At 60.0% G+C, this 22,123-nt stretch carries 19 protein-coding genes and 1 tRNA gene; 7 read left to right on the plus strand and 13 right to left on the minus strand.

Annotation, left to right across the window (positions count from 1 at the left end; all coding sequences use genetic code 11):
- Positions 1-240: 240 nt before the first annotated feature.
- Entirely contained in the window at positions 241-423 is a 183-nt protein-coding gene (locus tag Q6E04_RS01230; RefSeq protein ID WP_303249015.1) for a helix-turn-helix domain-containing protein, read from the plus strand.
- Between the two features lie 30 nt (positions 424-453).
- On the opposite strand, the gene Q6E04_RS01235 is transcribed toward Q6E04_RS01230, so the two are convergent.
- The 7 genes from Q6E04_RS01235 to Q6E04_RS01265 form a co-directional block, all read right to left on the minus strand.
- Complete coding sequence (locus tag Q6E04_RS01235) at positions 454-1,326, minus strand: DUF6591 domain-containing protein (RefSeq protein WP_303249016.1); 873 nt, start codon at positions 1,324-1,326, stop codon at positions 454-456.
- A 230-nt stretch (positions 1,327-1,556) separates the two neighbouring features.
- Positions 1,557-3,431 (minus strand): serine/threonine-protein kinase, encoded by a 1,875-nt coding sequence (locus Q6E04_RS01240; RefSeq protein WP_368656393.1) that lies wholly within the window; start codon positions 3,429-3,431, stop codon positions 1,557-1,559.
- A gap of 136 nt (positions 3,432-3,567) precedes the next feature.
- Positions 3,568-4,020, minus strand: coding sequence for an XRE family transcriptional regulator (locus Q6E04_RS01245; protein ID WP_303249017.1), 453 nt, complete (start codon positions 4,018-4,020; stop codon positions 3,568-3,570).
- A gap of 150 nt (positions 4,021-4,170) precedes the next feature.
- A complete protein-coding gene (locus tag Q6E04_RS01250) occupies positions 4,171-5,541 on the minus strand; it encodes an ATP-binding protein (protein WP_303249018.1) in 1,371 nt (456 codons plus the stop codon).
- A 286-nt stretch (positions 5,542-5,827) separates the two neighbouring features.
- Positions 5,828-8,446 (minus strand): cation-translocating P-type ATPase, encoded by a 2,619-nt coding sequence (locus tag Q6E04_RS01255; RefSeq protein ID WP_303249019.1) that lies wholly within the window; start codon positions 8,444-8,446, stop codon positions 5,828-5,830.
- 175 nt (positions 8,447-8,621) lie between these two features.
- On the minus strand, positions 8,622-9,422 hold the full coding sequence (locus Q6E04_RS01260; RefSeq protein ID WP_303249020.1) for a TetR/AcrR family transcriptional regulator: 801 nt from the start codon (positions 9,420-9,422) through the stop codon (positions 8,622-8,624).
- A 94-nt stretch (positions 9,423-9,516) separates the two neighbouring features.
- On the minus strand, positions 9,517-10,305 hold the full coding sequence (locus Q6E04_RS01265) for a TlyA family RNA methyltransferase (protein WP_303249021.1): 789 nt from the start codon (positions 10,303-10,305) through the stop codon (positions 9,517-9,519).
- A gap of 220 nt (positions 10,306-10,525) precedes the next feature.
- Here Q6E04_RS01265 and Q6E04_RS01270 point away from each other — a divergent pair, with 220 nt between their 5' ends.
- Both Q6E04_RS01270 and Q6E04_RS01275 read left to right on the plus strand, forming a co-directional pair.
- Positions 10,526-11,191 (plus strand): RNA polymerase sigma factor, encoded by a 666-nt coding sequence (locus Q6E04_RS01270; protein ID WP_303249022.1) that lies wholly within the window; start codon positions 10,526-10,528, stop codon positions 11,189-11,191.
- Between the two features lie 149 nt (positions 11,192-11,340).
- The gene (locus Q6E04_RS01275) at positions 11,341-12,414 is read left to right on the plus strand and encodes a DUF4179 domain-containing protein (protein WP_303249023.1); all 1,074 of its coding nucleotides are present in this window, start codon (positions 11,341-11,343) and stop codon (positions 12,412-12,414) included.
- 110 nt (positions 12,415-12,524) lie between these two features.
- Here the strand turns inward: Q6E04_RS01275 and dxs are convergent, their stop codons facing one another.
- From dxs to Q6E04_RS01295, 4 genes are read right to left on the minus strand one after another with little or no spacing between them, the layout of a single operon-like run.
- The gene (gene dxs / locus Q6E04_RS01280) at positions 12,525-14,423 is read right to left on the minus strand and encodes a 1-deoxy-D-xylulose-5-phosphate synthase (protein ID WP_303249024.1); all 1,899 of its coding nucleotides are present in this window, start codon (positions 14,421-14,423) and stop codon (positions 12,525-12,527) included.
- 48 nt (positions 14,424-14,471) lie between these two features.
- Complete coding sequence (locus Q6E04_RS01285) at positions 14,472-14,681, minus strand: exodeoxyribonuclease VII small subunit (RefSeq protein WP_303249025.1); 210 nt, start codon at positions 14,679-14,681, stop codon at positions 14,472-14,474.
- Between the two features lies 1 nt (position 14,682).
- Positions 14,683-15,213, minus strand: a complete 531-nt coding sequence (gene nusB, locus Q6E04_RS01290) for a transcription antitermination factor NusB (RefSeq protein ID WP_303249026.1) — start codon at positions 15,211-15,213, stop codon at positions 14,683-14,685.
- Between the two features lie 31 nt (positions 15,214-15,244).
- Positions 15,245-15,595, minus strand: a complete 351-nt coding sequence (locus tag Q6E04_RS01295) for an Asp23/Gls24 family envelope stress response protein (protein ID WP_303249027.1) — start codon at positions 15,593-15,595, stop codon at positions 15,245-15,247.
- Positions 15,596-15,763: 168 nt separating this feature from the next.
- On the opposite strand from Q6E04_RS01295, the gene Q6E04_RS01300 reads away from it, so the two are divergent.
- Positions 15,764-16,216 (plus strand): C-GCAxxG-C-C family protein, encoded by a 453-nt coding sequence (locus Q6E04_RS01300; RefSeq protein WP_303249028.1) that lies wholly within the window; start codon positions 15,764-15,766, stop codon positions 16,214-16,216.
- A gap of 123 nt (positions 16,217-16,339) precedes the next feature.
- Here the strand turns inward: Q6E04_RS01300 and Q6E04_RS01305 are convergent, their stop codons facing one another.
- Complete coding sequence (locus Q6E04_RS01305; RefSeq protein ID WP_123198085.1) at positions 16,340-17,605, minus strand: RidA family protein; 1,266 nt, start codon at positions 17,603-17,605, stop codon at positions 16,340-16,342.
- A gap of 358 nt (positions 17,606-17,963) precedes the next feature.
- Here Q6E04_RS01305 and Q6E04_RS01310 point away from each other — a divergent pair, with 358 nt between their 5' ends.
- The 3 genes from Q6E04_RS01310 to Q6E04_RS01320 all read left to right on the plus strand — a co-directional run bounded on the left by Q6E04_RS01310 (position 17,964) and on the right by Q6E04_RS01320 (position 21,732).
- Positions 17,964-19,343 carry an MATE family efflux transporter gene (locus Q6E04_RS01310; RefSeq protein ID WP_303249029.1) on the plus strand — a complete coding sequence of 460 codons (1,380 nt, stop codon included), beginning with the start codon at positions 17,964-17,966 and terminating at the stop codon, positions 19,341-19,343.
- Positions 19,344-19,442: 99 nt separating this feature from the next.
- Positions 19,443-19,862, plus strand: coding sequence for a peptide deformylase (locus tag Q6E04_RS01315; protein ID WP_303249030.1), 420 nt, complete (start codon positions 19,443-19,445; stop codon positions 19,860-19,862).
- Between the two features lie 232 nt (positions 19,863-20,094).
- Positions 20,095-21,732 carry an aminotransferase class I/II-fold pyridoxal phosphate-dependent enzyme gene (locus Q6E04_RS01320; protein WP_303249031.1) on the plus strand — a complete coding sequence of 546 codons (1,638 nt, stop codon included), beginning with the start codon at positions 20,095-20,097 and terminating at the stop codon, positions 21,730-21,732.
- A 245-nt stretch (positions 21,733-21,977) separates the two neighbouring features.
- Here the strand turns inward: Q6E04_RS01320 and Q6E04_RS01325 are convergent.
- A tRNA-Asp gene (locus tag Q6E04_RS01325) sits at positions 21,978-22,054 on the minus strand.
- Positions 22,055-22,123: the final 69 nt, after the last annotated feature.

The following is a 22,123-nucleotide window of genomic DNA, read 5'->3' on the forward strand; positions in this document are numbered from 1 at the left end:
AAGAACGCCTTCCTCCATTTTTTTCATGACAATCAGCCTTTTCAACCTTCCCGAATCACAGGGCTTTTGCTGCGCGGCAAACTCCGAAAGCCTCCAAAGAGTCATCGTTGGAATTGGCGTTTTCACAGCTTTTCGCACATGGCTGTAAACGAATGGCGGCTCTCCATGGAGAGCCGCCATAAACGATAACACACATAAACTGGGCGGATGGACAACGCCCGCGAAAAGAAAAGCCTTGGAATGGCAATCAAAGCTGCCAGAGAACGGCAGGGCATTTCGCAGCGCCAGTTTGCCATGATGACAGGGACAAGCCGGTCTTATCTCTGGAAGATAGAGTCAGGCTCGGCCGACATCGGCATCGATATCCTCTGCAAAATAGCCCGCGCGCTCGACGTCAAAGTGAGCGACCTTATCGATTTCTAGCCCCTTTGCCATGCCGGCATCGCATCGCAGCTATAGACGGTCAAGATAAACCGTAAGTTGCTGCAGCCCAGGATAATAGAAACAGTCGACATGGAAACCTCCGTCGACATGGTCGGCATAGTATGTCTGGTCCGTTTCCGCAGGTTCGGCTGTAAAACCCATCTCCTTACAGGCGTCGACATACGCATCGAATTCTTCCTGGTCGACGTCAATGGCATCGAAGAAAAACCTCTCGGCGGTATCGTCGATATCGACAACAATCATGCCATCGGCCTTAGGCGACATCGTCGCTGGCTCTTCGCTTCCCCATTCGGTCGTGTCGACAACCTTCGAGTTCAGGCTGTACGAATCGTTTTTGAAATCATACGTTTCCTCGTACATCTTTCCATCGTCGGTCAAAAAGGCGATTCTCATCAAATCAGGTTCGACCGCCTCGAATTGCGCCATGTCGTTAATGTAAATCGCACCTACCTCAAGCGGTCCTGGAACAGAAGACTCGCCAGAAAGCACAGGGACAGACACCTCGCCCCACATGCCGTTTTTCTTTGCATTACCCGCAGGGTCAGTGTTTATTTCCGACTGCATACCCGAGAAGGCAGTCTGAAGTTCTTCCTCGCTCAAATCCTGTTTAACAGCGAAATCGATTCGAAGATTGGCTATCGTATAGGCGCTTTTATTCTCATATTGAATGGCAACGCGTCGCTTTCCGTCGACCACGGCATTATCGACCGTCCATGCGATTTCTTCCGCCTTCACCTCGTCTTTGGCAGGCCCCTTTTTCTCGGCGACGATAGATGGCTCATCAACGACACCTGCATCGGTCCCAGTATTACCATCCGAGCAGGCCGAAAGAGAGACAGCCAAACCTACCGCAAGCAACACAACCGCCATCTTCGCGTTCATGCGCTCCTCCGTTCTTTACGTGCGAACAAATCGAACACAATTATCAACAGGGCGACGAACGATTTCCTCAGTCGCCAACTGAATTATTGGAAGAAAGAAAACGCGAAAAAGCGGATCGCTGGCGCCTGACGCACCTGCACGGGGCAAATCCGCTGCGCGCAACTATGTTCAAGCATAAAAAACCGGCATGCGGACTCCCGCATGCCGGCCTCTTCACCATGCCGGTTTCGTTACCATGGCTGTGCGTATGCTTCCACAGTCACATGTTCGGGCACTTCGCCAGCCATGACATGAAACGCGCTCGAAGCCCCTTCGGCAGGACGATCGGCATGATCCGTCGCGCCATAAACGATGTCACCTGCATCATTTCGCAAAATAATCGTGACGGCAATTTTATTCGACGACGTAACAGGCCACGATCCTTTGAGATATGCCACCTCGCCCGTGAAATCAAGCCCACCGAAACCGTCCGGCACCGCCGACACATTGCCCACTTCGAGCACCGGAGGCTCCTCGACGTTTTTCGATACAGCGTAATCCTCTGGCCGAGCAATCACGAACTCAACGGAATCGGGCGGTGTGCCATTGCCCGCTTGCGAACCGAAGCGAACCGTTTGACCTGGCTCGATAACATTGAGAACTTGCTCGTGGGAAAACAGGATCCCACCCGAAGCATCTCGACCGATGATTTTCACCGTGGGGAATTCAACCTTGAGCCCGTCTTCGGCGCTGCTCAAGACGAATGCATAATGCACGTATCCCGACGGGGCCACCCACCAGCCCGAATCCTCGAGCGCCAGAGCCTCGAAAGCAGCATCAACCTCATCTTTCGAGGCAAATCCTGAAGACCACGAATCCTTCGCCGCGTTGAAGCCCTCCAAGACCCCCGTCAGTGCGGCATCGGAGGCGATATCTTGCTTTTCGTCATCCGATAAAACGCCATCGCTTACCGCAGCATCCCCCTTGTCCTGCCCCATCCCTGCAAGAAATCCCTGGTAACTCTTCGAAAAATAGGTGAGACTGCCCATAGTCAACAGGACAATGCCCGCGATGGCGGAAACAATCGCTATAGAAAGGAATCCTATCTTGAGCGCGGCATTAACGCGGCTTTCGCGCCGCTGCGTTTCTTCTTGAACCGCGCAGCATGCCTGTGCTGATTCGTATGCCTCCCGCCGCAGCGATTCGTCGCGCTGCCAGGCTTCTGCGCCGGCGGAATGGTTTGCCGGGCAGGGCTCCTGCGCATCATGCGCCGAAACATCCAAACCCCCGCATACCGCCGCAATCGCACGAGAAAGGTCCGCAGCCGATTGATACCGCGCGCTCGGCTCGAAGGCGCTTCCGCACCGTATCACCTCGGCAAGAGCAGGCGGCACAATCGCCGAATCAGCAAGAGCCTCCGCGAAAGCATTGTTGCCGGGATCGGGCAGCACGCCAGTAAGCGCGTATCCCAGCATCTGCGTTATCGAATATATATCGCTGCGTGCATCCACCGAAGAAAACCCGTACTGCTCGGGTGCTGCAAACCCCCACGTGCCAAGCCCCGCAGCGCCGCCCGATGCCTGAGCGCCTATAGGCTGGGCGATGCCGAAATCAATGAGATGCGCGCCGTCGGCCGCAATGACGATGTTCGACGGGGCGATGTCGCAATGGACGATTCCATGCTCATGGAGATCGGAGGCGGCGTCGCATATGTCCTGCACGATTCGCACCGATTCGGCGACCGTCAAACGGCCGCGCACAGTCACAGCATGCTCAAGCGTGTCGCCCGGAACATAGTCGTACACCGCAACAAAGCAATCGGGCATTTCATACGTTGCCACGACCTGCGGCAACCGAGGAGAGTCGCAATCGGCGAGTGCGGCCCACACGGCACGATTCGCCAACGACGAGGGAATCTTCTTGCGCACGAACGGACCGGAACCGTCGATGGTCACACGCTGCGTCACGCCCGTGCGGCCTTCGGCAAGCGTGCGTTCGACATGGTAGGCATCGTCGATGCCCAACGCATGCATGACCTGTTCTTCATTCAATCCGGCTATCCTCGCCCGCGGCATAAGTATGCAATCACCTTTTCTCATGCGTTCGACAAAGTGCGTAAGGCGCATTCAAACGAACGCGGGTTGAAATTCTAGACAGTGCGCGAAAGCGCTTCATCAGTGCGCAACTGAATTTTTCGAGCGCGAAGGCGCCCAATTTGGCACTCACGAAAGAGCTGCGGCGCTCACGAGAACGACAAGCGCCTTATCGGCGCAGCGGCCCTGTACCTAAAAGCGTCTTTTCGCCGAAGTTCCACAGTTCGTCGTCACAAGCCGTACGCGTCATACCGTGGTCGATGCACCAGATGATGACGGCATCGCGGCGCACCTTCGCCCATAGCTCGGAAACGCCCGCCAAGCGCAACATACGCTGCGTTTCAACCAGCGTGCAGTCAAGGCCGAACGCAATCATGATCAGCTTATCGCGGCCGGGATGGGTGCATTTGCCCGAAAAGATGTCGTAGGCAACCGTCGGATGAACGCCCGCTACGCGAATCACAGCGGCGCGCTTCGCATTCTTTTGAGCAAGAAGGTCGTCGAGGTAGGACTTAAGCGTCCTGTCTATCGTGACATCGGCATCGAGATATTCCTGCGGACTTGCCGCAGCGCGCAAACGAGCAAGAAGATTTTCTGTCAAACGCTCCTCAGGCATGTCCATAGTCTCTCCCCTCGTCGAACCCGACGCACTCGACCGGCGCAGCCCAAGCAGCCTGGTCGACACGTGCATTTTCTCAACTATCGCAAAAAGAAAAAGCAAAATGGTCTTCTATAGAGAGCCATTGTGCCACAACGAGCAGACGAATACGACCTAGCCCAAGAGCCACTTCCATGCGGGAACAACCCTGACAACGCCCTCGGACGTTTCGATTTCAGCCTCCTCATCGGCCGTCACGATAACCGCATCCTGGGCTTGAAGCTTTCTCATGCCCGCCTCAAGAGCAGCCAGCTCGCGCTTGCGCGTTTTCGGATCATCCAGCGACACGGAAACCTGAACAAGGCGAAGAGGTTCGAGCAGCAGCGCATCCCCCACCACAAAATCGATCTCGTGCCTTTTTCCCGCGTCCTCGAAAAGGTAGCGGGAAATGGCTCCAGGACGCATCGATGACGACACACGCCTCAAACGATTGAAAACCGCCGTTTCGAGCTTCTGCCCGACATCAATCGCAGACGAAGGCGAAAACGCACCGAACAGGGCGGGGTCGGCGGCATAGACCTTCGCCGCCGATCGCGCATTATCGGCAAGCGCGGTCGAATAGTTCTTAACCGAGAAAAGCAGGTACGCTTCCTCGTAATACCCCAACAACCGTGAAAGGGATTCCCTTCCTATCGCGATCCCGCGGCTGCGAAACTCGTTATGGATTTTGTTAACGGACAGTTCACGTCCCGACGTTGCCATGCATCGCGAAAGAAAAAGCGATGCCGCAAACGGGTTTCCAATGCCGTAGCGTTCAATGATGTCGTAATTAACCGTTCTGTTGGCATATTCCTGCATAAGCTGTGTCGCATCGGCGCGACCAAGATCTTGGGCCGCAATGAATCCGCCGTCATCGAGATACGACCAGTACGCCTTTTTCAAGCGGGCGCGCTCGGCGCTTGACGCCTCCTTCTCGCCCGAAAGCACATCATCGGCAACGTGGTGGCCGTGGAATCGGACGTATTCGGAAAAGCCCATCGGAAACATTTCCCGCGATAAGGCACGTCCCCGAAACTCGGTAGCCACATCGAGAGAGAGCATCTTCGAAGACGAACCCGTGACATATATCGTCGCCACCTGCGTATCCACCATACGCCGCATGAACGCTCCCCAATCGGGGATTTCTTGTATCTCGTCGAAAAAGAAGAACGCACCCTCGGTTTTCGAGGATGGATGCATCGAATAGTACGTCTCCACCACGTCATCGAGCACCGAAGAATCGTAGGGCTTCAAACGCTCGTCATCGAAGTTGAAGTAAAGAACTGATTCGAGATCGTACCCCGATTCAAGGATGCGGTGCATTTCCTGATAAAGACGGTATGTCTTGCCACAACGACGAACCCCCACGACAACCTGAACGAGATTCGATCGGGCCGGCTTCTTGATTTCGCCGAGAGAAACATCCCTCTCAAAAACATCGGGGATTCCTTGATCGTAGAACTCGGAAAGTTTGTCGACGATGACGGAATGAAACTGCGAAACCACGATTCCCCCTTCCATTTCTTGTCGATTCGCGCGACAAGAAAATTATAAATCTTGTCGTTTGAAACGGCAAGAAATTACAAATCTTGTCGATTTTCACGACAAGATTCGGTATTTCGAGAATGGCGGGGATGGCTTTGGAAGAAAGTAGGCGGGAACGAAGGCAGGAGGAAAGCACTCGCGCAAAACGAATACGACCCGCCCCGCCTTCCGGCGAGACAGGCCGTAAACCCCTTGTCTCATTGTCGATATTGCCTCACGCGATTGGCATCGCCTCGCACGTGAAACCCTACTTCGCCAACGCCCCCTTGATCAGGCGGCCGATCTGCACGATCGCGGTAGGAGCGAACGCCAGGCCGATGATCTGGACGAACTGCATGCCCGTCAGCGAAGCGACCGAGAACGCGCTCTGCAGGAACGGGACGAACAGAACCAGCGCCAGCAGGACGAACCCGCCCAGCCATGCCAGCGGGACCCATTTATTGGTGAACAGGCCCAGCTTGAAGATGGACTCTTCGCCACGGCAATTGAAGCCGTGGAACAGGCGTGCCAGCGCGAGCGTCGCGAACGCCATGGTGGACGCGGGGGCCGCGCCGCCGGCGTTGAGACCCAGGAAGAACGCCGCCATAGACGCCGTCGCGATCAGAGCGCCGTGCCAGACGACCTTGCGCGCGAGCGGTGCGTCGAGGATCGATGCCTTGGGGTCGCGCGGCTTCTGGTCGAGCAGGCCCTTGCGCGCGGGTTCGAGTCCGAGCGCAATCGCGGGAAGGCTGTCGGTCAACAGATTGATGAACAGCAGGTGCACCGGCGCGAACGGCACGGGCAGCGCCATGAGCGACGCGAACAGCACAGCCATGATGCCCGCCATGTTGCCCGACAGCAGGAAATGAATCGAGCTCTTGATGTTCGCGTAGATGCTACGGCCGTTCACCACGGCCTTCACGATGGTGGCGAAATTGTCGTCGGCAAGCACCATGGAGGCCGCGTCCTTGCTGACCTCGGTGCCCGTGATGCCCATGGCCACGCCAACGTCGGCGCGCTTGAGCGCAGGAGCGTCGTTCACGCCGTCGCCCGTCATGGAAACGATGCAGCCACGGCGCTGCCATGCCGACACGATGCGGATTTTATGCTCGGGAGACACGCGTGCATACACCGACACCTTAGGCAGGATTTCGTCGAGCTGCTCGTCGGTCATGGCGTCGAGCTCGGTGCCTTCGAGCGCAATGTCGCCGTCTTCGAAGATGCCGACGCTACGGCCGATCGCGGCCGCCGTGACCTTGTGGTCGCCCGTGATCATGACGGTGCGGATGCCGCCGCGCTTGGCGTCGGCCACGGCCTGGGCGCTTTCCAGGCGCGGCGGGTCCACCATGGCGGTCAGACCGACGAACGTGAAGTCGCGTTCATCGTCGAAAGTCACATCGACGGAATCGACGGAACGATTCGCGAACGCCAAGACGCGCAGGCCCTGGCGCGAAAAGTCGTCGTTGGCCCGGGCGATGCGCTTGCGCATCTCGTCGGTCATCTCGACGTCGCCGTCGGCCGTCATCATACGCACGCAACGAGCGAGCAGCACGTCAGGGGCGCCCTTGGTCAGCATGAGAAGCGATCCGTCCACTTCGTGCACCGTGCTCATGAGCTTGCGGTCGGAATCGAACGCGAGCTCGCCCAGGCGCTCGTAGGCGGCGCGGGCATCCTCTTCGCGCAAACCGTGCGCGTCGCCCCAATCGACCAGCGCGATTTCGGTGGGATCTCCCACCGCGGCGCCGGTCTCTTCGTCGGTGGTGGCGTCGCTTGCCAGAAGGCCCGCGCGCATCAGACGCAAGGCGACCGGGTCGCTCGTCGAAGCGTCGGCGGCTTCGACCTCCTTGCCATCGAACCAGGCCTTGACCACCGTCATCTTGTTCTGCGTCAGCGTGCCCGTCTTATCAGAGCAGATCACGCGCACCGAGCCCAGGCTCTCGACGGCCTTGAGGTCTTTGATGATGGCGTTTTCCTTGGCCATCTTCTGCGTTCCCATGGCAAGCACTATGGTGACGATCGAGCTAAGCGCTTCGGGGATGGCGGCGACGGCCAGAGCCACGGCGAAAAGCAGCGAATCCATCACGGGCATATGGCTGCGGAAGATGGACAGCGCGAACACGAGCACGCACACGGCCAGAACCGCCACGGCGAGCTTCTTGGAGAAATCGTCGAGGTTCTGCTGAAGCGGCGTCTTGCGCTGCTGCGTCTGATTCATAAGGCGGGCGATATGGCCGATTTCGGTCTGCATGCCCGTGCCCGTGACCACCATGAGGCCGCGGCCATATGTGACGAGCGATCCCGAAAACGCCATATTCTTCTGGTCGCCCAGAGCGACGGAATCGCCGGACAAGGCCTCGGCGCCCTTCTCGACGGCTTCCGATTCGCCCGTCAACGAGCTTTCGTTCACTTTGAGCGAATAGCATTCCACCAGGCGGCCGTCGGCGACCACCATGTCGCCCGCTTCGAGGAAGACCAGATCGCCCGGCACCACGTCGGGACCTGCGACCTCCTCGCGTGCGCCGTCGCGCAGCACCTTCGCCACAGGAGCCGACATGTTCTTGAGCGCGTCGAGCGATTTTTCCGCCTTCATGTACTGAACGGTACCGAGCACCGCGTTCAAAATCAGCACGGCGATGATGACAAGCGTGCTTTCCGCATCCCCCGTCAGCATGGAAATGCCCGCCGCGATGATCAAAATGACGACCAGCAGATCCTTGAACTGCTCAAGGAACACCATAAGGACGCTTTTCTTCTTCCCTTCGGCAAGCTTGTTGGGCCCGTGCGCCTCGAGACGCGTGCGGGCCTGCTCGCTCGAAAGGCCGTCCGCCGAGGTGTCGAATTTGTCAAGCACCTGCTGCGCGGACATACGGTAATACGGTTCAGCCATCGCTTCCCCTTTCTCTCTCTTCCCTATCGCCAGTGTAACGAGGGAGAAACGCGAGCATGACGGCGCGAAGCAATCGTTTCCTTCGTGAAAGAATGCCGTCGGCAACCCGTAGCGAAGCAAGGCGATCCGACAGACGCACGGCTCCGGGGGGCGTCGGATACGCGGAGGGGAAACGCTATTCAGAAGGAGTGCGCCACTGGCAAGGATCGGGCGCGGCGCCCGCGCGGATGCCTTCGATGATAACGAAGAGGCCGTTTTCGAAAGAGCGCTCGGAATAACCCGCTCGCACCGAACGTTTCCAACGGTCGTTAGGCGCGACGATGCGCGTCGAAACGACGCGCCTGCCCGTAAGCATGCCGGGCACGCGCGACTCGGTGGCGAAGCGCGCGTTGTCGCCCGCGCCCGAAACCGGCGTCGGCGCCACTCCGCGCTTGGTCGGCTTCTCGCGTTCTTTGCGTTCCTCTTTCTCCTTCTCGCGCTCGACGCGCTGAAGCGAACGCAAGCAGAAGCCGGCGAAAAACGCGTCGGCGATGCTCAGCATTTGAACGGCTATCTCTTCGGGCATGCCCTGCTCCAAATAAATCGCGCGCAGGCGCATCATGTACGGCTCGAGCCCTTCTGAAATGCACGGATCGTTGAGCAGACGCGCGAAATGCGGACGGCGCACGCATGCGTGCCGCAGCGAGCGCATCGTGCGCAGCAACGTTTCCTCCCACGGCTCGCCGCGCAATGCACGCGTATCGGCGCTTTCGAGGAAGCGGGCGACCACTTCGTTGAGCAGCGCTTCGCGGGACGGAACGTAACCGTAGACCGCCATGGCGGTCACGCCGAGCTTGGCGCCCAGCGCACGCATCGAGCACGCCTCGGGCCCTTCGGCGTCGACGAGCGCGAAGGCCGCGGCGACCACCTGCTGCTTCGACAGCGTGCCACGCTTACGTTTCGCAGGCGGCTTTCCCTTGCCTTGCTCGGCGGCCATAGCGTCCTCCTTCGACTTCAATTCGCGTATGACTCAAAACCATTCTACCAGGTATGATGTTCTTCTATACGTTGTATAGTTCTGGTGAAGGCCGTTATGCTTGATAGACGGCCTTCACCAGATATTCGACATTGCCCTGAGCACCCGTGATCGGGCTTTCGACCACGCCTTCGATTGCGAATCCGGCAGCGGAAAAAGCCTCTTTCACCTCTTCGACCACGCGCAATCTAACGGCTTCGTCGCGCACGATTCCGCGATCTGTTTCGTCATGGGCGCTTTCGAACTGGGGCTTGATCAGCGCGAGCACCACGCTGCCCTGCGCACACAACGCCGCGAATACCGGCGCCAGACCCGCCAGTCCGATGAATGAAAGATCGGCCACCAAGACGTCGAACGGCGCGCCTAATTCCTCGGGCGAAGCGGTTTTGATATTGGTGCGCTCGAACACCGCAACGCGCGGGTCCTCGCGCAGCTTCCATGCAAGCTGTCCGTAGTTCACGTCGACGCACGCCACGCTGAGCGCCCCCGCCTGCAAAAGGCAGTCGGTGAAACCGCCCGTCGAGCTGCCGATGTCGATGCAGCGCGCGCCTTCGACGTTTTGTTTGAAGGCGTCCAGAGCACCTTGCAGTTTATGTCCGCCGCGGCTGACGAACGCACGCCTGTTGCGCACGAACACATCGGCGTTCTCGCGCACCATCACGGCCGCGCTCGTGGGATACACATCATCGACGCGGACTTCGTGAGCCAGCACGGCGCGCAGCGCCTGGCCGCGATCGTCGAAATAACCCAGTTCGACAAGCAGGTCGTCGAGCCGCAGCTTCTTCGGCTTGACTTTGCGCGCAGGGCGCGGCGTATTCACTTCGCTGGATTCACGATTCGACACGACGGACCTTTCTTCATAATGACGAAGATGCGACATGCGATGCGAACCCGATCGGAACAGGCGGCAAAGCCGCGCACGGCCCGAAGCCGACGCAAAGCCGCAGCACGGCATCTTCGAAAAATCGTTTTTTCTTTCAAGCGATGTCAAAAAACGCATCGCTCATTCGTATTGTAAGCGAGCAACGTTGCAAAGCACACCGAACAAACCGAAGGAGGGCGCCATGCGCATGAACAACCGATACGACGCGCACGCCGCCGCACCATGCCGCCGCAATGTGCACGTCGATCCCGAAATCGAAGCACGACGTCTGGTCGCCACGTATTCGAACCTAATCCTACGCCTTAGCTTCACATATCTGAAATCGACGCACGATGCGCAAGATATCTGCCAGAACGTCCTCATGAAGCTGATCGGACGAAGCGAGCCGTTCCAGAGCGCAGAGCATGAGAAAGCTTGGGTGGTGCGCGCGACGGCCAATGCCTGCAAAGACCTGCTTCGCAATTCCTATCGTCGCACCTCGGCCCCGCTCGAAGCTGCCGCCGACTGTAAAGCGCCCGAAGAGCCCGAGGGAAGCGACGTGCTCGACGCGGTGATGAAGCTCGATGAAAAATACCGCGAATCGATCTATCTGCACTACTACGAAGGGTATTCCATCGCAGAGATAGCCGCCCTCACCGACCGCAGCGCCTCTGCGGTAGCCGCGCACTTGAGCCGCGGACGCACGAAGCTGCGTTCCCTGCTGGGCGATGCGGCATCCGAGCTAGGCCCCGAACCGAACGACGGAGCCGAAGACGACGACCCCGTTGCGAAAAAGCATGCGGCACGAGCGCCGTCGATATTCCGAAAGGCAACGAACGCCGCACATGGCGCAACGCAGTCGCTTTAATGCGCTCGCGGCATCCCGCATCCCGTCGCCGACACGTCGGGCGACGGGACCTCTCCTACCGACCCTCAGTCTCTCTGGAGGCCATCATGCATAAAACATATCGACAGGCCCTTGACTCCATGGCCTTTTCCGAAGAAGCATCCGAACGCATGACAAACGATCTGGCCCAGGCCATCGCCGAACGCCAAGCACGCGAGACAGACGCCGCCGCCGTGCCCGCACCCGCCGCCACGCAGACGCACGCCACGAACAGGCGCGCACCGCGCTTCAAGAAACGTTGGCAACTCGTCGCAGCCGCAAGCCTCGCGGGCGCCCTGGTAGTGGGAAGCGCCGGCGCGATCGCCGCGACCGGCACGCTGACCACCGTGAACGGGCTGCTCGACGACATGTTCAACGGCGCGCCGGCATCCACCGAGGTCATCGATGCGATCGGCCGTCCCATCGGCGCATCCGCCACCTGCAACGGCGTCACCGTGACCGCAGACGCCGTGGTGGGCGACCGCTACAATTACGTCGTGGTGTTCAGCATCGCGCGCGACGACGGCGAGCCTTTCGACGTGACCCCGAACGATGCGGGCACGCTGCCTCTGATGTTCGAAGGCCCCTCGGGCACTCATATCGACTGGATGAACGGCGGAGGCGGAAGCATCCACTTCTACGATGCCGACCCGAACGACAACGCCATTCAGATGGTCGAAAGCATGTCCGCCGACACCTTCAACGGCAAAGGCATCATCGGCAACACCGCTCGCGTGCATCTTGAAAACCTCTGCGTACTCGACGACGTAAATGGTCTGCGCACCCTCGTCGAAGGCACTTGGGACCTCAAGTTCACGATGAATTACGACGATACGACCATCGACCTTCCCGCCGGATTCTCCGTCGATTACAACGGACTGAGCGCCGATATCGATTCGGTGGCCATCTCCCCCATCGGCATCACCGTCGACTACACGGCACATGACGTCATGGACTGGCAAGACCAGGACAGCGGCAAGATGTCCGACTGGAACGAAACAGAAATGGACCGCATTCTGAATCTGCCCATCCTGATTTCTCTGGCCGACGGCACCGTGATCGATGCGACGGAAGGCGGCTCGGCAAGCCGCGCCAACGATAACGGCACCACGAGCGTCCACAAAACCTACGTGTTCGACGTCTTCGCCGCACCTGAAGACATAACGAATGTCAGCATCGCAGGCACGGAGGTCTGGCAGCGCTAACTCGATGCCGCATGCCGAGCGACACCGGAACATGGCATTCGAGCACATAAGAAGGAGGCGACGGAATAGAATTCCGTCGCCTCCTTGCGTTGCGATATGACCCAGCGCCCCTAGGCTTCCCTCATGGACGCAAGCTTTTCACGGATGCGATTCGCCATGCTCTCGGCGTCGAGGCCCACTTCCTTATGCAGCAAGGGCACCTTGCCCTGGCTGACGAAACGATCGGGAATGCCGAACGTCAAGATGGGCGGCACTTTCGCGGGCGGGTTGGCGGCCAAATCCTCCAAGATTCCCTCGCCGATGCCGCCTTCGACCACGCCTTCTTCGGCCGTGGCCACCAGCAAGCACTCCTCGGCGGCGGCGCGCACGGCGGCTTCGTCGAAGGGTTTGATCCAGCGCATGTCGACCACGCGCACGCCGATGCCTTCGGCGGCCAGGATATCGGATGCGCCTTCGGCCTCCTGCACCATGCGACCGAACGCAAGGATGGCCACATCGTCGCCTTCGCGCGTAGTGCGCGATTTGCCCACCTCGAGAATCTGCGGGGTTTCGGGCAATTCGACGCCGCGAGCCTCGCCGCGCGGGTAGCGCAACGTGACCGGGCCGTGCAGCGAAAGCGCCGTGTGCAGCATATGCACCAGCTCGGCTTCATCGGAAGGCGCCATAACCTTCATATGCGGGATCATACGCGTGTACACGATGTCGAACACGCCGTGATGCGTGGGGCCGTCATCGCCCACCAAACCGGCGCGATCGAGACAGAACACCACGTCGAGATCGGGCAAGGCGTTATTGATGATCAGCTGGTCGACCGCACGCTGCATGAATGTGGAATAAATAGCCACGACAGGCTTCTTGCCTCCGATAGCAAGACCGCTGGCAAGCGCCACGGCATGCTCTTCGGCGATGCCCGTGTCGATGAAGCGCTTCGGATATTTGTCGGCGAACTCGTTGAGGCCCGTGCCGTCTTTCATGGCGGCCGTGATGGCCACGATGTCCTCATTGGCGGCCGCCTCGCGCACGAGGGCCTTGCCGAACACGCTTGTGTATTTGGGAGCGGAAGACGATGACTTCTTCACCTCGCCGGTAGCCAAGTCGAACGGGCCCACGCCGTGGAACACATCGGGGCGGCGCTCGGCCGGCTCATAGCCCATGCCCTTCTTCGTGACCACATGCATGAGCACAGGGACCTCGGCGTCGAGCACCACGCGCAACGTGTGCTTAAGCGCCGTGATGTCGTGGCCCGGAACGGGGGCGGTGCACAGAAAGCCCAGCTTTTCGAAAATCATTTCGCCGGGGATGATCATCTGCTTGATCGAGTCCTTCACGTTGCGACCGAAATCGACCAAGCCGTGACCCCAATCGCCCTGGGCCTCGAGCGCGCTCTGAATGCCGTCGCGGGCCTGGGTGTATTCGCGCGATGCACGCTTATGGCCGAGATATTTGGCCAACGCGCCGACGTTGCGCGAGATGGACATCTCGTTGTCGTTGAGGATAACCACCATGGGCGTCTGCAGCTGACCGGCGTGATTGAGGGCCTCGAAAGCCATGCCGCCCGAAAGGGACGCATCGCCGATGATCGTGACGATCTTCTCGTCGCTGCCGCGCAGGTCGCGCGCCATGGCAAGGCCGAGCGCCACCGACACCGAGTCGGACGCATGGCCCGAAGGATGCACATCGTAGGGACTTTCGGATGCTTTCGGAAAACCCGACATGCCCTTGTACTGGCGCAACGTGTCGAAAATATCCAGGCGGCCGGTGAGCAGCTTGTGGGCGTACGACTGATGGCCCACGTCGAACAGCAATTTGTCATGAGGGCAGTCGAGCAGGCTGTGGCACGCCAGGATGATTTCGACCACGCCGAGGCTCGGGGCCACATGGCCGCCGTTTTTCGAAGTGGTCTCGAGGATCTGCTCGCGTATTTCAGAGGCGAGAATAGCAAGCTCCTCATCGGTGAGGAGCTTGAGATCTGCAGGGGACGATATCATGTCAAGAATGCGGTGTTCCATACATCCTGCCTTAGCTTGCGGGTGTTTGCCACGTGGCTGGAAGAGGCGTCATCGCGCCTCTTCTCCTGACTCGGCATGATCGCCCTCTTCGATGGTTTCCAGAAGCTCCGTCGCCTTCATACCGAGCTTCACCGCCTCGTCGTATAGATCGAGCGCGGCATCGAGGGGCATGTCGTCGCTGCGCACCTGCGCCGCTATCTCGTCGAGGCGGTCTCTGATGGCAGCGAAGCCGGAGCGCGTCTGCTCGTCGGCATCCATGCTACTCGGCGACCTCGTCCGCCTTCGCGGGCTCGGGCTGAACCGGCGCGTCGGTCGAGGTACCTGCGCCCTCGACCTGGCCGGCGACAGGCTCCTCTTCGGCGACCTGCGTCGGATCGATGCCGGATTCGCTATCGCGCGCGATGCGGCCCAAGATGCCGTTCACGAAGCGATGGGAATCGTCTTCACCGCCGAATTCCTTGGCCAGCTCGACAGCTTCGTTGATGGAGACCGACACGGGAACATCGTCCACGTATTTCAATTCGAACGCGGCAAGGCGCAAAATGGATCGGTCGACCACGGGCATGCGGTCGATCGCCCAGTTCTGCGAGCTGACGCTGATGATGCGGTCGAGTTGGGTCTTGTGCGAAGAAACCCCCATGATGAGCATGCGCGCGTAATCGCCCATGCCTGCCTCATCGGGGACCAGGCCTTCTTCGACTACCTGGTCGGCCGGCTTGTTCAGAATCTCGCTCTGATACAGAACCTGCAGCGCGCAGCGGCGCGCCAAAGAGCGCTCGTGACGTTTCATCTATTCCCTATCCTTATATACGTGCTATGCGTTATGCCGAGAAGCGGATGCCGTCGACATAGACATCGATCGAAGACACCTTGAATCCGACCTGCGTGACCACGGCATCGGCGACGGCCTGGCGCACCTCGGCTGCGACGGAAGGAATGGGCCTTCCGAAATACACATCGACATGCACGGCGATATCGACGCCCTCGGTCTCGTTCATGCTGACCTCGATGCCTTGGGCGGCCGCGTTGGACACGAAGCGCGAACGAATGCCGGAAAACGTCGAAGAACCAACGCTCGCGACGCCTTCGACCTCTTTAGCGGCGATTGCCACGATGGTTTCCATGACGCCCGGGGCAAGCCCCAAGCCGTCGACATACAACTCTTCGCTCATGACGGTCCTTTCGGCTCGTTGTTGACTAAGCATCCGTTTATTGTACTCCATTCGGCGGCGACCCATGCAATATGCCCGAGTTTCGATCGAAATACCGAACTCGTTCATACGGGACGCACGGCGGCGTACAATCCATAGCACAGCAGAACAACGGCCCGAGGAGATGCCATGACTACCGAAAACCCTGCCCGTCCCGCCTTCGACCGCGAAGCCCTCGCCGCGCACGCGCTCGAGCTGCACGCCCGCAACTTCAACTGCGCGCAATGCGTCGCCTGCACCCTCGCCCCGTTCGTGAATACCGACGAACGCGACGTCTTCCGCGCCGCAGAAGGCCTCGGCGGCGGCATGGGCGGCTTCACCGAGACCTGCGGCGCCATCGCAGGCGCGGCCATGGTGGCGGGGCTCGCCCGCAGCAACGGCTACGACGACCCCACCAGCAAGCAGGACACCTATGCGCTGACCAAGCAGATGGTCGACCGCTTCCGCGAAACCGTCGGCTCCACGCTGTGCGCAGACATCAAGACGACCGACGGCGCCACGCCGCTGCGCCCGTGCGACGAGTGCATCGTCTTGGGACTCGACCTGGCCATCGATATGCTCGAAAGCATCGAAGGACGCTAGCCCCGCGCAACGCGCTCGTCGCCGCCCGCACATGAAAAGGACCCGAGAATGCTCTCGGGTCCTTTTCATTTCACTGCATGACGCCGTGCGTCGCGCCTGCCGCAAAGCCTGTCCTGATCGGATCTACTTCACCGGCGGGGTGCCTTCGAAGTTGCCGAAGATGGCGTCGATCATGACCAGGGCCTCGCCCTGCAGATTCTTCACGCCCACGACGCGACGGGCAGGGGTTCCCTCGGGGAAGAACTCCTTGTACGCCTCGTTCACGGCGTCCATGTCGGCGAGGTCTTTCACGTAGATGTTCACCTTGACGGCGTCCTCCATCACGTGATCGACGCATTCGATGATGGCCTTGATGTTCTTCAGGGCCTGGACGGCCTGGGCCTTCACGCCGCCTTCGACGAGCTTGCCGGTGGCGGGGTCGATACCGTACTGGGCGGAGATGTTGTTGTAGTGCGAGAACGCCACGGTCTGCGTGGAAAGGGCGCACTTCGGAGCGGCGTCGGTGTTGTTAGCCTCGAGAATCAGGCCATGGCGGTCTTCGACGGCCTGCGGCGGGGTGCCGTCGCCGTGGGAAACCACGGCCTCGATCTGCACGAGCGCGTGCAGAGGCAGGTCGGCGACCTCGACCACGGTGCGAGCCGGCATGTAGGCGACGGCGCGCGCGATGGCGGAATCGGGGAAGAACGTGGTGTAGACCTCGTTCACGGCATCCAGATCGGCAAGGTCGCGCAGGAACACGGTGATCTTGACGATGTCGTCGAACGGAACGTCGACGCTGTTCAGGATGGCCTTGATGTTCTTGAGGCACTGAGCGGTCTGGGCCTTGATACCGCCCTCGACGATCTGGCCGGTGCCGGGGTTGATCGGCAGCTGGGCGGAGATGTTGTTGTAGTGGGAGAACGCCACGGTCTGGGAAGACATCACGTTCATCGGAGCCGCGTGGGTATTGTTGACATACTTCAGCAGGTCGCCCGCCTGAGGCTCGTTGGGAATGGTGCCCTCGCCGTTAGTGATCAGGGCCTCGATCTGCACGAGGGCGCCGAACGGCAGGTCGTCGACGGCCACCACGGTACGCGTGGGGGCGTAGGTCGGGAAGAACATCTTCTGGACTTCGTCGACGTCATCCATGTCGCGGATGTCCTTGACGAACACGGTGATACGGACCACGTCGTTGAGAACATGGTCGATGCTTTCGACGACGGACTCGAGGTTCGCGAAAGCCTGGGCGGCCTGTTCGAGCACGCCGCCTTCGACGAGCTCGCCGGTTGCCGGGTCGATGCCCAGCTGAGCGGAGATGTTGTTGTAGTGCGAGAACGCCACGGTCTGAGAAGACATCGGGCACTTCGGCGCGTCTTCGGTATTGCGCGCCAATACGACGTTGTCACCCATGGTTCTACCTTCCTTTTGACACCCATCGGTCATTACATTCGCAGGACTTCTTGCCCCTGTCCTGCCGTGCAGTCGTTACTGCACGCAGCGCATTACACGGTACGGGGGGCATCTTGTCAACACATTTTGCAAAACCGTTTTCCAACTCGCCGCATGCCGCCGATGCCGCACCGTCTGGGACAGGGCTTCCGTCGAAAAAGGGCGACGAGGCCGCCGGATGGGCGAACCCTTGGGCGACGCGCATCAATTCCGCGTAAAACGACGTCGGCGACGCTTGACTTCGAGCGCGCACGAACACGTAAACTCGCATATGCGCCGACCGGGCGCGAAACGACGAAAACGACGGAAAGCCGAACACATGAAAACAGCTTCAGGCGATCGACCGAAAAAACGCAACGGCATCGACATGCTCCACGGCCCCCTTCTCGGGAAGATCATCGTATTCGCCGTGCCTCTCGCCTTGAGCAGCATTCTGCAGCAGCTTTTCAATTCCGCCGACGCCGTCTTCGCAGGCCGTTTCGTGGGCAATACCGCGCTTGCCGCCGTAGGAGGCGTCGCACCCGTCATATCGCTGCTCATCGGCCTTTTCGTCGGCCTGTCCATCGGATCGAACGTGGCGATCGCAATCCGCATAGGGCATGGCGAGACGGCCAGAATCAAAGACGCCGTGCAGACCACGGCGGTGCTCGCCCTGGTCAGCTCGGCATTGCTCACGGCGTTCGGCGTATGCATAACCGACCCGATCCTCGACGCCGTGTCCATGCCTTCCGACGCTCGCGACGAAGCGGCGTGCTATCTGCGCATCTACTTCGCCGGCATCGCCTTCTTCCTCATCTACAATTTCGGGTCGGCGGTGCTTCGAGCGAAGGGCGACACGCGCAGGCCCCTGTACGCCCTGGCCGTTGCCGTAGCCCTCAACGTGGCGTTCAATTACGCGGCGGTCGTCGTGTTCGATGCGGGAGTGGCGGGCATAGCGATCGCAACGGACCTATCGAATGCGGCAAGCGCCATGCTCGTCGTATGGTTCCTCCTGCGCGAAGAAGAAGCCTTCAGGCTCGACCCGCGCAGACTCCGAATCGATTTCCCTTCGTTGAAGATGATCCTCTACATCGGCCTTCCCGCCGGGTTGCAAAGCGTCGTATTCTCGGTGTCAAACGTCATCATCCAGGCCTTCATCAACGGCTTCGGCACCGATGCCGCCGCAGGGTCTTCGGCGGCGATGAACTTCGAATACTACACGTATTTCTTCGTGAGCGCCTTCGCCCAGGCGGCCGTCACCTTCGTCGGACAGAACTTCGCCGCCGAGAAATTCGACCGGTGCGATAAGGCCATGAAGCTCTGCTTGGCGGGCGCCATCGTATCCGCCGCCGCGCTGAGCGCCGTCTTCGTCGGCATGGAGGATCTCTCGCTCGGCATTTTCACCACCGAAGCAGCCGCGCTCGGATACGCCTCGATTCGCATGTGGCGCGTCGAGCTGCTGGAATGCATGACCGCCACGTACGAGGTGGCCGCAAGCGGCATGCGCGGCATGGGGTGGTCGGTGACGCCGACCGTCGTCGTGATTCTCGGGTCGTGCGTGTTGAGGATCGCCTACGTCCTCACCCTGTTCCAAACGGCTCCGACCTTCGACCATCTCATGACGGTCTATCCTGTGACATGGGGAATAACCGGCGTTTCTATGATCGCGCTCTATCTTTTCGCACGAAAACGCTCCTACGCGCCGAAAAAAACGAGGTAGGCGGCCCCGCGCCGGCGCATCGGCCGCAAGTCGGAGCGGCGGCGGCGAAAGCGTGATACCATAGCCGGACGATTCGAAACCCTACGGGAAGGACATCCCATGATCAAAGAGCTCGTGAAAGACGAAGCGATCCTGACCAAACCGTGCGAGAAGGCCACCCCGGCCGACGAGCGGATCGCCCAGGACCTGGTGGACACCCTGCTCGCCACCGAAGGCGCGGCATGCCTGGCGGCCAACCAGATCGGCGAGGCCAAGGCCGTCGTCGCCTACCTCGACGAGCAGGACCGACCGCACGTCATGTACAACCCCAAGCTCCTGCTGGGCCTGGGCGCATTCAGGGCCGAAGAAGGCTGCCTGACCCGCGATGAAGCAAGCATCACCACGCGCTACGACCGCGCCAAGATTTCCTACCACGAGCTGGTGGACGGCGAGATGAAGCTGCGCAAGGAGGATTTCCAGGGCTGGACCGCCCAGATGCTGCAGCACATGATCGACCACTGCAAAGGCAAGCTCATCTAACGGCTTCACGCGAAACCAACGACGACGTAAGGCGCGCGGCTTCGGCTGCGCGCCTTTTCTTTTCTTCGCCTTGGCGCCGCACGAAGCGGCCGTTCGCCGGATAGGGTGAAATTGAACCGAATCGTAAGTAAGTTCAATTTCATCTGTGCTAGACTGCACGAAAATTGAACTTATATGAACGAAATTGAACTTTTAGCTTTATCCGGTTCAATCCGACCGCAAAGGAGGGTCCGTGACTTCCGAGACCTTTTCCGACCGTTTGAAAAACGCCATGGCCGACGCGGGCATGAAGCAGACCGATTTAATCGGCGCCGCCGCCGCGCGTGGATCGAAGCTCGGCAAAAGCCAGGTGAGCCAATACGTCAGCGGCAAGACCATTCCGCGCAAAGACGTAGCGGCTCTGATTGCGGCGATCCTCGATGTAGACGATGCATGGCTTCTGCGCGGCACCGACGGCGAAAAGCCCGCCCTGCCGCCGCGCCGCGCCGCCGCACGCAACGCCACGCAAGCCGCCCGCACGGAGCGCGCAGAGGCCCCGAGCGCCGCGCAGCGATCAGAACCCGGAAAAGCGCCCGATACGCGAGCCGACGCGCGGCCTGCGACCGCCGACGACCCGAACCAGCCCTCCCCTTCTTCTTCAAGGAGCCCCCAGATGCGTGAATTCAAGAAATCGTCCAAGCTCGACAACGTGCTCTACGACGTGCGAGGCCCGGTCGTCGACGAAGCGGCCCGTCTCGAGCGCGAAGGCCAGCACATCCTCAAGCTCAACATCGGCAACCCGGCGCCGTTCGGATTCCGCACGCCCGACGAGGTTATCGCCGACATGCGCATGCAGCTGCCCGAATGCGAAGGCTATTCCGACTCGCGCGGCCTGTTCTCGGCGCGCAAGGCGATCATGCAGTATGCCCAGATCAAGCACATCCCCAACGTGGACATGGATTCGATTTATACCGGCAACGGCGTATCCGAGCTTATCCAGATGTGCATGCAAGCCCTTCTGGACACCGGCGACGAGATTTTGATCCCCTCGCCCGATTACCCGCTGTGGACCGCGTGCGCCACGCTGGCAGGCGGCACGCCTGTGCACTATCTGTGCGACGAGCAGGCCGACTGGTATCCCGACATCGCCGACATGGAAAGCAAGATCACCCCACGCACCAAGGCGCTCGTCATCATCAACCCCAACAACCCCACCGGCGCCGTGTATCCGCGCGAGGTGCTCGAGGAAATCGTCGAAGTGGCGCGCAAGCACCAGCTCATGATCTTCTCCGACGAAATCTACGATCGCCTGGTCATGGACGGCGAGGAGCACATCTCGATCGCGTCGCTCGCCCCCGACCTGTTCTGCGTCACGTTCTCGGGCCTGTCGAAATCGCACATGATCGCGGGCTATCGCGTGGGCTGGATGATCATGTCGGGCGAAAAGCGCTGCGCGCGCGACTTCATGCTGGGCATCAATATGCTTTCGAACATGCGCCTGTGCTCCAACGTGCCCGCGCAGTCCATCGTGCAGACGGCCCTCGGCGGACACCAGAGCGTCAAAGACTATGTGGTGCCGGGCGGCCGCATCTACGAGCAGCGCGAGTTCGTCTACAACGCCCTGAAAGACATCGAAGGCATCTCGGTGGTCAAGCCGAAGGCGGCGTTCTACATCTTCCCCAAAATCGACGTGAAGAAGTTCAACATCACCGACGACGAGCAGTTCGCGCTCGACCTGCTGCATCAGAAGAAGATTCTCATCACACGCGGCCAGGGCTTCAATTGGCACAAACCCGACCACTTCCGCATCGTGTATCTGCCGCGCATCGAAGTGCTGGCCGAGGCCATGGACAGCCTGCAAGACTTCTTCGCCCACTATCGTCAGCGTTAAACGCGACGCCCCGTATAAGCGGTCCGCAAGAGGCCCGCAAGCGACCGAAGCCCGCGTCCTGGAAACAAATCCAGGACGCGGGCTTTTTCCATGCGCACGGCAACCGTCCGAAACGTCCGACGAAACAAGAACCCCGAATACGAGGTCGGGAATTTCTTAGGGAAAAATCGAGGCGTTACGCGAACGGAAGCGACATACGTTCCATAACGAAAAAGAGCCGCCGAAGCGACTCTTTCGAATTCAGATGGCGGGATGTACGAGACTCGAACTCGCGACCTCCGACGTGACAGGCCGGCGCTCTAACCAACTGAGCTAACACCCCGTGTTGTTTGTTGCCGTTGCAACGAGTTGTTAGTATACAGAAGCCTTACCCATATGCCAAGAGAAATTT

It is taken from the genome of uncultured Slackia sp. (genome assembly GCF_959608125.1).
GTDB lineage: Bacteria > Actinomycetota > Coriobacteriia > Coriobacteriales > Eggerthellaceae > Slackia.